This window comes from Hymenobacter lapidiphilus (assembly GCF_003417065.2).
In the GTDB taxonomy this organism is placed as follows: domain Bacteria; phylum Bacteroidota; class Bacteroidia; order Cytophagales; family Hymenobacteraceae; genus Hymenobacter.
Window position 1 is genome coordinate 1 of sequence record NZ_QVLT01000057.1, and the last position, 9,137, is coordinate 9,137.

General features: G+C 62.7%; 13 protein-coding genes. 7 read left to right on the plus strand and 6 right to left on the minus strand.

Annotated elements, in window-relative coordinates; genetic code table 11:
- Window positions 1-595: NTP transferase domain-containing protein (locus tag D0N36_RS19005; protein ID WP_116943392.1), on the plus strand; the 595-nt coding region annotated here is incomplete at its 5' end.
- Between the two features lie 202 nt (window positions 596-797).
- Here the strand turns inward: D0N36_RS19005 and D0N36_RS19010 are convergent.
- Complete coding sequence (locus D0N36_RS19010) at window positions 798-1,247, minus strand: molybdenum cofactor biosynthesis protein MoaE (RefSeq protein WP_242479005.1); 450 nt, start codon at window positions 1,245-1,247, stop codon at window positions 798-800.
- A gap of 140 nt (window positions 1,248-1,387) precedes the next feature.
- Window positions 1,388-1,630, minus strand: a complete 243-nt coding sequence (gene moaD, locus D0N36_RS19015) for a molybdopterin converting factor subunit 1 (protein WP_116943394.1) — start codon at window positions 1,628-1,630, stop codon at window positions 1,388-1,390.
- Between the two features lie 197 nt (window positions 1,631-1,827).
- On the opposite strand from moaD, the gene moaA reads away from it, so the two are divergent.
- A complete protein-coding gene (gene moaA, locus D0N36_RS19020) occupies window positions 1,828-2,823 on the plus strand; it encodes a GTP 3',8-cyclase MoaA (protein WP_116943395.1) in 996 nt (331 codons plus the stop codon).
- 12 nt (window positions 2,824-2,835) lie between these two features.
- Here the strand turns inward: moaA and D0N36_RS19025 are convergent, their stop codons facing one another.
- A complete protein-coding gene (locus tag D0N36_RS19025) occupies window positions 2,836-3,636 on the minus strand; it encodes a hypothetical protein (protein ID WP_116943396.1) in 801 nt (266 codons plus the stop codon).
- Window positions 3,637-3,772: 136 nt separating this feature from the next.
- Here D0N36_RS19025 and D0N36_RS19030 point away from each other — a divergent pair, with 136 nt between their 5' ends.
- The 3 genes from D0N36_RS19030 to D0N36_RS19040 all read left to right on the plus strand — a co-directional run bounded on the left by D0N36_RS19030 (window position 3,773) and on the right by D0N36_RS19040 (window position 5,385).
- A complete protein-coding gene (locus tag D0N36_RS19030) occupies window positions 3,773-4,222 on the plus strand; it encodes a hypothetical protein (protein WP_147320986.1) in 450 nt (149 codons plus the stop codon).
- Complete coding sequence (locus tag D0N36_RS19035) at window positions 4,215-4,415, plus strand: helix-turn-helix transcriptional regulator (RefSeq protein WP_116943398.1); 201 nt, start codon at window positions 4,215-4,217, stop codon at window positions 4,413-4,415. Before D0N36_RS19030 ends, D0N36_RS19035 begins: the two co-directional genes overlap by 8 nt.
- A 121-nt stretch (window positions 4,416-4,536) precedes the next feature.
- Window positions 4,537-5,385, plus strand: coding sequence for a DUF2490 domain-containing protein (locus D0N36_RS19040; RefSeq protein ID WP_242479006.1), 849 nt, complete (start codon window positions 4,537-4,539; stop codon window positions 5,383-5,385).
- A 103-nt stretch (window positions 5,386-5,488) separates the two neighbouring features.
- On the opposite strand, the gene D0N36_RS19045 is transcribed toward D0N36_RS19040, so the two are convergent.
- Window positions 5,489-6,655: a putative sulfate/molybdate transporter gene (locus tag D0N36_RS19045; protein ID WP_242479007.1), complete on the minus strand. Its 1,167-nt coding sequence runs from the start codon at window positions 6,653-6,655 to the stop codon at window positions 5,489-5,491.
- 163 nt (window positions 6,656-6,818) lie between these two features.
- Between D0N36_RS19045 and D0N36_RS19050 the strand changes: the two genes are divergently transcribed.
- Complete coding sequence (locus D0N36_RS19050) at window positions 6,819-7,613, plus strand: carbonic anhydrase (RefSeq protein WP_242479008.1); 795 nt, start codon at window positions 6,819-6,821, stop codon at window positions 7,611-7,613.
- 6 nt (window positions 7,614-7,619) lie between these two features.
- On the plus strand, window positions 7,620-8,456 hold the full coding sequence (locus D0N36_RS19055; RefSeq protein WP_116943401.1) for a DUF2490 domain-containing protein: 837 nt from the start codon (window positions 7,620-7,622) through the stop codon (window positions 8,454-8,456).
- A gap of 84 nt (window positions 8,457-8,540) precedes the next feature.
- Here D0N36_RS19055 and D0N36_RS20025 read toward each other — a convergent pair whose 3' ends face one another.
- Window positions 8,541-8,672, minus strand: a complete 132-nt coding sequence (locus D0N36_RS20025; RefSeq protein WP_262895336.1) for a type IIL restriction-modification enzyme MmeI — start codon at window positions 8,670-8,672, stop codon at window positions 8,541-8,543.
- A gap of 219 nt (window positions 8,673-8,891) precedes the next feature.
- Window positions 8,892-9,137 (minus strand): rhodanese-like domain-containing protein (locus D0N36_RS19060; RefSeq protein ID WP_147320987.1); only part of this gene is annotated, 246 nt, incomplete at its 5' end.

The following is a 9,137-nucleotide window of genomic DNA, read 5'->3' on the forward strand; positions in this document are numbered from 1 at the left end:
CGCCGCGCCGCCGTTGCGGGGCCTGGTGCTGGCCGGCGGCCGCAGCCAGCGCATGGGCGCCGACAAAGGCCAGCTGGTCTACCATGGTCAGCAGGAGCAGCGCGCCTACGCCGCCGAGCTGCTGGCGCCCTTCTGCCACGACGTCCACGTTTCCTGCCGCCCCGACCAAATCACGGAGCTCGAATACGCCGGCCTGCGCCCGCTGCCCGACTCATTCACCGACCTGGGCCCGCTCAGCGGCCTGCTCTCGGCCTTCCGCCTCGACCCCAACGCCGCTTGGCTGGTAGTGGCCTGCGACCTACCGCTGCTGTCCGAAGTCACGCTCGCCCATTTGGTAGAAAACCGCCAGCCCGGCCGCTTGGCCACCACTTTTCAAAGCCCCGAAAACGAATGGCCCGAGCCGCTTATCACCATTTGGGAGCCCGCCAGCTACGGGGAGTTGTTGCGCTTCCTGAGCCTGGGCTACAGCTGCCCCCGCAAAACCCTCATCAACTCCGACATCGAGCTGCTGGTCCCGCCGGCGGCCAGCGAACTACGCAACGTGAACACGCCGGAAGAGGCGGCAGAGGTGCGGCAGGAACTGGGAGAGGCGTGAGAGTAAGAAAAGAACGTCATGCTGTGGGCCAAGCCAGTCACATCAGCGGCGTATCGCTAGGGTGGTGATGCAAGAAAAGAACGTCATGCTGAGCGCAGCCGAAGCATCTCTACCGCAATAGCATATGATTACTGTTGCGGTAGAGATGCTTCGGCAAGCTCAGCATGACGTTCTTTTTATTACTTATCGCCCTACATCCTCCTTACGGATGTGCCGCTACCCACACGTCGCCGTCCTGGTAGAACTCCTTTTTCCAGATGGTGACGACCTGCTTGAGCGTGTCGATGATGTACTGGCAGGCGGCGAAGCTCTCGGCGCGGTGGGGCGTGGATACGGCCACCACCACGGCCACGTCGCCAATGTGGAGGGTGCCTTTGCGGTGGATGACCGTTACGGCTTGCAGCATGGGCCACTTTTCTGCGGCCTGCTCGGCCACTTTGCGCAACTGGTGCAGCGCCATCGTGTCGTAGGCCTCGTACTCCAGGCGTACCACTGCGCGGCCGGTGCTCTGGTTGCGTACCGTGCCGATGAACGTGTTGATGGCGCCGGCCCCATCGGCTTCCACGCTACGCAAAGCAGCGGCGACGTCGATGGACTGGTCGGTGAGGTCGATATGAATCATGGCGGGGGTAACTGGAAAAAAGAACGTCATGCTGAGCTTGCCGAAGCATCTCTACCGCAGTGCTGACCCTGTCGGCTGATTGCTAATGCATCGAAGCGGTAGAGATGCTTCGACTGCGCGGACGCCAGATGAGGCATGACGTTCTGACAACTGGCAACTACCAACTGCCGCTACCCGCCGCTGACGGGAGGAATGAGGGCTATTTCGTCGCGCTCGTGCAACGGCACGTCATCGGCGGCGTACTCGTTGTTGACGGCTACGGCCAGGCTGCTTAGGGCGGCCAGCGCCGGGTAGCGGGCGTGTAGCTCAGCCAGCAACCCCTGGGCCGATTGGCCGGCGGGCGCTTCTATTTCGAGGCTGGACTGGCCCACGATTTCGCGGGCTACGCCGAACAAAGCTATATTTAGACGCATTGGTTTTGGGACTGATTGGGCAATAGTACGTAGAGCAAACCCAAACCGTCGCCCTGGTGTTACGTTTGTTCTGCTGTCTCCGCCACTGTGGCCCGGCTGCCGCGCCTTTTTCCCGCTACTTCATGGCCGCTTCCGCCTCTTCGTCTGTGCCCGCTTCTCACAATCCACCCGCAACGCGGAAGGCTGCCTCGCGGCCGGTGCTTTTCGACAACCACGGCCGGCCTCTGGAGTACCTGCGCCTGGCCGTTACCGACCGCTGCAACCTGCGCTGCTTCTACTGCATGCCCGAGGAAGGCATCAAGTATCTGCCCAAGCAGGAGCTGCTGACCTACGAGGAAATGCTGCGCCTGACGGGCCTGCTGGCCGGCCTGGGCGTGCGCAAGGTGCGCCTGACCGGCGGCGAGCCCTTCGTGCGGCGCGACCTGGTACCGTTCATGGCCCGCCTCAGCGAACTGCCCGGCATCGAGGAGCTGAGCCTGACGACCAACGGTGTGCTCACTGCCCCCCACGTACCCGAGCTGGCCCGCCTGGGCGTGTGCACCGTCAACCTCAGCCTCGACACCCTCGACCGGGCCCGCTTCGCCAGCATCACCCGCCGCGACGAGCTGCCCCGGGTTCTCGACACGCTGTACGCGCTGCTGGAGGCCGGTATCCGCGTCAAAATAAACGCCGTGGTGATGGACGGGCAGAACATTGAGGACCTGCTGCCGCTGGCCGAACTGACCCGCGAGCTGCCCGTGGAGGTACGCTTTATCGAGGAGATGCCCTTCAACGGGGGTAGCCACGAGGCTACGCCCGCCACGCTGCCCTGGAACCACCACCGCATCCGGCAGCATCTGGCCCTGAACCTGGGCGAGCTGACGCCCGTGCCCACTCACCCCGGCGACACGGCCAGCCACTACACCGTGGCCGGCCACCAGGGCCGGTTGGGCATTATCGCGGCCTACTCGCGTACCTTCTGCGGCACCTGCAACCGCCTGCGCCTTACGGCTGAAGGCGGCCTCAAAACCTGCCTCTACGACCAGGGCGTGCTCGACCTGCGGGCCATGCTGCGCACCGGCGCCCCCGACGACGAGCTGGTGGCCGCCCTCACCCACGCCTTCCGCCACCGCGCCGCCAACGGCTTCGAGGCCGAAAGCCAGCGTCCTCTGCACCAGCTCAACTTCGAGTCGATGAGCACGATTGGGGGGTAGGGCGGGGCATTCTTACCGGGTCCGGGGCGTTTTTTTGAGATGTATTACCGTGGCCGTGCGGCGGCCGTTTCGAAGGGCTGGGGCCCAGGGCGGCGTGTTGCGAATGGCCGCTTCCAGCAGTTGCCGGGTAGGTGCATCGAGGATCAGCTGGCTGCCTATTTTCTGCAATGTGGCCACGCCCAATTCATCCACCTGAATGTCCAGTTCCAGCGCTGCGCCCTGCTTCAGCTGCTGCCTGAGCGACTTGGTGTATAGGACCCCATCCAGGTAAGTTGTGAACTGGAAATTATCGTAAGCCATGAACTGGGGGACGCGGTCGGGCAGGTCCGGAGTTTCGGCAAAGCGTGAGGTGAAGATAGCCGGCAACTTATCTGCCACATACTGTGCGGCGCTGCTGAAACCCTTGCTCTGAGCTAGAAAAAGCTTGGTCGACTCGCGGATGATGAACCATGGCGCATTTAGCGTGTCGCGTACGGCAAATACCACTGTGGGGAAACCGCCGGCCTGATGGTAGCACAACACATCGGCGTACAGAAAACCGAGTGCCTCTGGTTGGGCCAGCAGGCGCCGGAGCGTATCGGGCTGGGTAACGACGCGGTAGCCATTGGCCTGTAGCCGCTCCTCGAAAATGGCGGTAATCGGCTCTATATCTGGAAGTGGGCTATTCAGCAGCGGCCTGGTCGGGTTGGATACAGTAAGATACAGCAGTGGCTTTTGAGCCTGGGCGGTGAGGGCCGGCAGTACCAGCGTCACGAACAGTAAACCACGGAAACAGAACGAAAGCAGAACGAATACGCGGGCAGACGAGAACATAGGAAACTAAAGTAGCGGGCAAGATAGTGGGTTGTAGCAGCAGGGAGGAATAATCAGCTTAATTTTGTAAAAAAAACTTTACATTAAGACAAGCATTCATTACCATTGCATCATCATTCATGCAAACCTTACCCCTATGATGACGCGCTATTTATTTCCTCATCGCTACAAGCGACTGGGTTGGGTGCTGGCTCTGCTGGGGCTCTGGCTGTATGTGCTGGAGCAAACCAAGCTACTCGTGCTACCGCCCCTGCTGGGCTGGCTGCCCTCATTCTGGAACAACAGTCAGCCCGGCCCACGCGAGAACCATGATGCTTACGCCCTCCTCATTATCGTTGGGGCTTTGCTGGCCGCCTGCTCGCGTGAGCGGTACGAGGACGAGTACATTGGCCAGCTGCGACTGGAGGCCCTGCTGGGCGCGCTTTACATCTATTGCGGACTACTTGTGTTGGCCATTCTGCTGGTGAGCGGCATAAACTTTCTGCTGGTGATGATGTACGCCATGTTCGCGCCGCTGCTGCTGTTTCTGGTGCTGTTTCAGCTTAGCCTGCGGCGGGCTCAACGTACCACTCCGGCTCATGACTAATAACTTGCGCGTGGAGCGCGCCATTCATCGTTTCACTCAGGAGGAGCTGGCCCGGCGCATCGGCGTGAGCCGGCAGACTATCAACGCCATGGAAGCCGGCAAGTACGTGCCCTCCACGGCGCTGGCCCTCAAGCTGGCCCAGGTGTTCGGCAAGCCCGTCGAGGCCCTGTTCCAGTTGGAGCCGGGCGATTGAGGCGGCGTGGCGTGGGTTGCTGCCGCCCTGGTTGTTGGCGGGTTTCAGCTCTCTGCGGCGCGGGCGCGGAGTTTGGCTGACCGGGGAGCAGCCAACGCCCGGATGGCTACCTTTGGGTATCATGAAGCGCTTTTTCCCCTTGTCTACAAAGCCTCGCTGCCGGGCCATGCTGGTATCGGTCGTAGCGCTGGCCGCACTGGCGGCTCCCGCGGCCCGGGCCCAAACCGCCCCCCGCCCGCCCGACCCGCAGTGGGGCTCCTGGACGATTAACACCCTCGTGCTGCCCGGTGGGCCCAAGGGCTGGGGCGGCTATTTCGAGCTGCAGGGCCGCTCCAACGCCATTGCCCGCCAGTTTTTCTACAACGAAATTAAGGGTGGTGTAAGCTACGACGTGACCGACAACTTCACGGTGCTGCTGGGCACCGGCCGCTACTCCACGGCCGACTACCGCGACCTGAGCGCGGGCTACCTGGCTCTGGAGCGACGCCTGTGGCAGCAGTTCACCTTCACGCAGCCGGTGGGCCGCGTCAAGCTGGAGCACCGCTTTCGGGTAGAGCAGCGCTGGACGCGCTTCCGCGACGATGTGGTGCCCACCAACCAGGCCCGCTACCGGGGACGGCAGCGCTACCGCCTTAGCGCGGTGCTGCCCCTCAACAAACCCACTATACAGCCCGGCACGGCGTTTTTGTCGGTGTACAACGAGGTGTTCTTCGACCCGCGGGGCCCCTACTTCGAGCGCAACCGGGCCTACGCCGGCGCGGGCGTGCAGCTAAACCGGAACCTGACGGTGCAGGCGGCCTGGCTTAACCAGGTCGACTACAAGCCCGCCCGCGCCCAGGCCGGCACCGGCCAGTTCATCGCCCGAACCCGCCAAGCCAAAGACAACCTCGTGCTGACGGTGGTCTACCGCATCGTCCGCGCTAAAGCCGACGAGAAGCCCGCGCCATTCACGCCGTTTCAGCCAGACTGAACGGTGTAGGGTGCGGGGCTTGTCGTCGCCCGCCGTTGAACGGCTCAGGTCTGAATCGTTCAACGGCGGGCGGGGACAAGCCCCACACCCTGCTCGTTCTTCCCTACTTCCCCAGGCCTACCCAGCCGCGCTGCATGGCGTAATAGAGGGCCGTGCCCACGGTGAGGCCCACCAGGTAGCCATAGGGCAGGCCGGCGCAGAGGATGCCAGTGAGCAGCGCCAGCAGCAGGTGGGCCTTTTCGCTGCTGATGTCGCGCAGCAGGGCGGCCAGGCTGAGGGCCTCGAAGAACAGCAGCACCCCCAGGATGGGCAGCGGAAACACCTGCACCAGCTGCTGGAAGCCCTGGCTGAAGAATAAACCCAGCACCAGAAACAGCCCGCCATAGATAATCACCGAGCCGCCGGTACGGCCCCCGAATGTATAGTGGCCTACCATGCCGCCCGAGCCGTGGCAGACCGGGAAGCCGCCCAGAAACGGGTTCACCAGGTTCATGAGGGCGTAGGTGAAGCTGATTTTGCGCACCGTGATGGGCCGTTCGGGGAAGTAGTCCTGCACTACCTGGCGGGTGGCCAGCACCGAGTTGCCGAGCGAAAGCGGAATCTGGGGCAGCGCCAGCAGCACGGCCCCGGTGAGGATATCGGCCATTTGCGGGACGTGCCAGGTGGGCAGGCGCAGGCCCAGCGCCTGCTGGGCCGAGGCGAAATCGAGCTGGAAAACCAGCCCGTAGACGACGCCCAGGCTCACGACTATAAGCGCGGCGGGCCAGCGGCGGTTGCCTAGCAGCACTACCGTAATCAGGAAGGCCGTGGCGGCCAGCGCGTAGCCCGGCAGGCCGTCGGCGGGTACGTACTGCTTGAGGGCGAGGGTGGAGAGCTGCAGGGCCAGCCCGAACTGAATGCCCCGGATAACGGGCTTGGGCACGAGGCGGGCCAGCCCATCGATGAGGCCGGTAACCGAGAGCAGCAGCATGCCCACGCCCACCGCCAGCCCGCCCCCGAAGATGATGCGGCCCGGAATTTTCTGGGCGATAACCAGCGCCGCGAAGGCCTTGAGGGGCTGCACCGGCATCGGCATGCCGTACCAAAGGCCCGAAAACAGCTGCATCAGCCCGAACATAATCAGCACCCCGGCGCTATCGAGGCCCGAGGCGGCAATTACGCCAATCAGCAGCGGTAGGTCGGTGCCCAGGTCGCCGAAGGCGCCGGCCAGCTCGTTGCGGTCGAAGCGCAGGCGCGGGCGCGGGCGACTGGGTGGTGGAATGGTAAGCAAAGGCAGGAGCAGATTAAAAAGTAAAATTAAGGGAAAGAAAAAAGCGCGAAATTTTAGAGGAGGTGAGCATTCTTGATAGTCTTACTTTTAATGTTGATAGCATTAGACAACATTTCATTTTTATTCCCGGTTAACAGCTCACAAACCAACTTTCTCTTCTTGTATGCTGCGTACCTGCTCATTTCTGCTGCTGGCCCTGCTGGGCTGGCATTCTTCGGCCGAGGCCCAGACCCGCCGGACCCCCAAAACTAAGGCTAACCCCCCAGCGGCCGCCGTCAACTCGGCCCAGTGGCGCGCCGAGCACTACGTTGTCGACCGCGACTCGGCCTACGGCAACCCCTATGTGGCGCTGCGCAAACTGATGGGCGGCAACCGCCGCTTTGTGGAAGACAAGAGCATCAAGCCCCGCCAGGACCGCGCCGCCCTCACCAACACCGAGAAAGGGCAGAAGCCGTTTGCCGTCATCGTGGGCTGCTCGGATAGCCGGGTGCCTAACGAAATTATTTTCGACCAGGGCGTAGGCGACCTGTTTATTATTCGTACGGCCGGGCAGGTGATGGCGCAGGCTTCGTACGGCAGCATTGAGTTTGCTACTGCGGTGCTGGGCTCCAAGCTGCTTGTGGTACTGGGCCACCAGAGCTGCGGCGCCGTAGATGCGGCCATCAAGCGCCCCGACGTGCCGGGCCATATCGTAACGCTGGTGAACAGCGTGAAGCCGGCAGCCGAGAAAACCAAGAACATGCCTGGCAACCGGCTGGATAACACCATCCGTCAGAACGTAATCGACCAGGTAAATGAGCTGCGCGACCTGGAGCCGTTGCTGTCCAAAGAATATCAGAATGGCGAAATTCTGATTGTGGGCGGCGTGTACAACCTGGCAACGGGCAAGGTGGAGTTCTTGCCCGAAACCCTGAAAGACCTGCCCGCCTTCAAACCGGCGGCGGCCACCACCAAGTAACCAGCCATGCGTTTTTCTTGCCTACCACAACGCCTGGCCAGTTTGGCCGGGCGTTGGATTGGGGTGCTGCTGCTAACGCTGCTGGCCACGGGCCCGGCCCTGGCCCAGAACAGCCGCCTCACCGACCGCAACAGCATCGGGTGGTACACCAACTTCACCACCCTGCGCTTTGCCGAGCGCTGGAGCGGCCATCTGGAGTATCAGTTCCGGCGCGAAAACATCATCACCGACTGGCAGCAAAGCCTGCTGCGCACCGGGGTAAACTACACCGTCAACGACAAGCTGACGCTGCGCTTCGGCTACGCCTGGATTGAAACGTTTCCGTACGGCGACTACCCTATTCAGGGCGCCGGCTTCCGCTTTCCCGAGCACCGCACCTATCAGATGGCCACGCTCAGCAACCCGATTGGGCGGTTCGAAGTCAGCCACCGGTTTATGCTGGAGCAGCGCTGGGTGGGCCGTATCCTGCGCGCCGCCGACAACACGCGCGACTTCGATGAGTGGGTGTACAGCAACCGGCTGCGCTACATGGGCCGCGTGCAGATGCCGCTGGGGCAGCCCGGTGCCGGTGGCCGCGGCCCCTACGCCGCCGCCTACGACGAGCTGTTTATTGGCTTTGGCGAGAATGTGGGCGAAAATGTGTTCGACCAAAACCGCCTGGGTTTACTGCTGGGCTACCGGTTCAGCCCCAAATTTCGCATGGAGGGAGGATTTCTGCAGCAGATAGTGCAGCTGGGACGCGAAATAGACAACCGCAATGTGTTCCAGTACAACAATGGGGTTATCATCAACACGTATCTGAACCTTGACTTGCGCAAATCCGCGCCGGTGCCGCCGCAGTGAGGCCGATGAGAACGGCCGCCCGGCTGGAGCAGTAGCGCCGCCTCGAAGACGCCCGGCCCTAGCGCTTCCACTTCTTCATCACCCTCAGCACCGGGGCGCTGAGCTGCTGGTAGAGGCCGAAGAGGAATTCGAGGCGGGTGAGCTCGGTGGCGAGCGGTAGCAGCGGTCCACGGCGCGGTCGAGGGTGGCGTGGGCGCGGGCCAGCGTGGGGGGCATGGAGGGTGGGGGATGAGTACGGGTAGCGGGATACCACAAATAACGTCATGCTGAGCGAAGGCGCAGCCGTAGTCGAAGCATCTCTACCGCAGTGGTAATCCTGTCGTCTGATTGCTATTACAACGAAGCGGTAGAGATATTACAACGAAGCGGTAGAGATGCTTCGACTCCGGCTGCGCCTTCGCTCAGCATGACGTTATTTTTTACTGCGTACCGCTGCTAGCCCTCCCCGAACCCCTGTATCCCACCCTCTAGGCTGCGCAGGTTCATCAACCCGAGGCCGGCTTGCAGCAACGCCACGGCGCGGGCGCTGCGGGTGCCGCCCTGGCAGTACACCACTACCGGGCCGGTGGCGGGCACTTCGGCGGCGCGGGCCTCCAGCACGCTTAGAGGCAGCGAAACGGCTCCCGGCAGGTGGCCGGCGGCAAACTCGGGAGGTTCGCGCACGTCGAGCAGCAGCGGGGC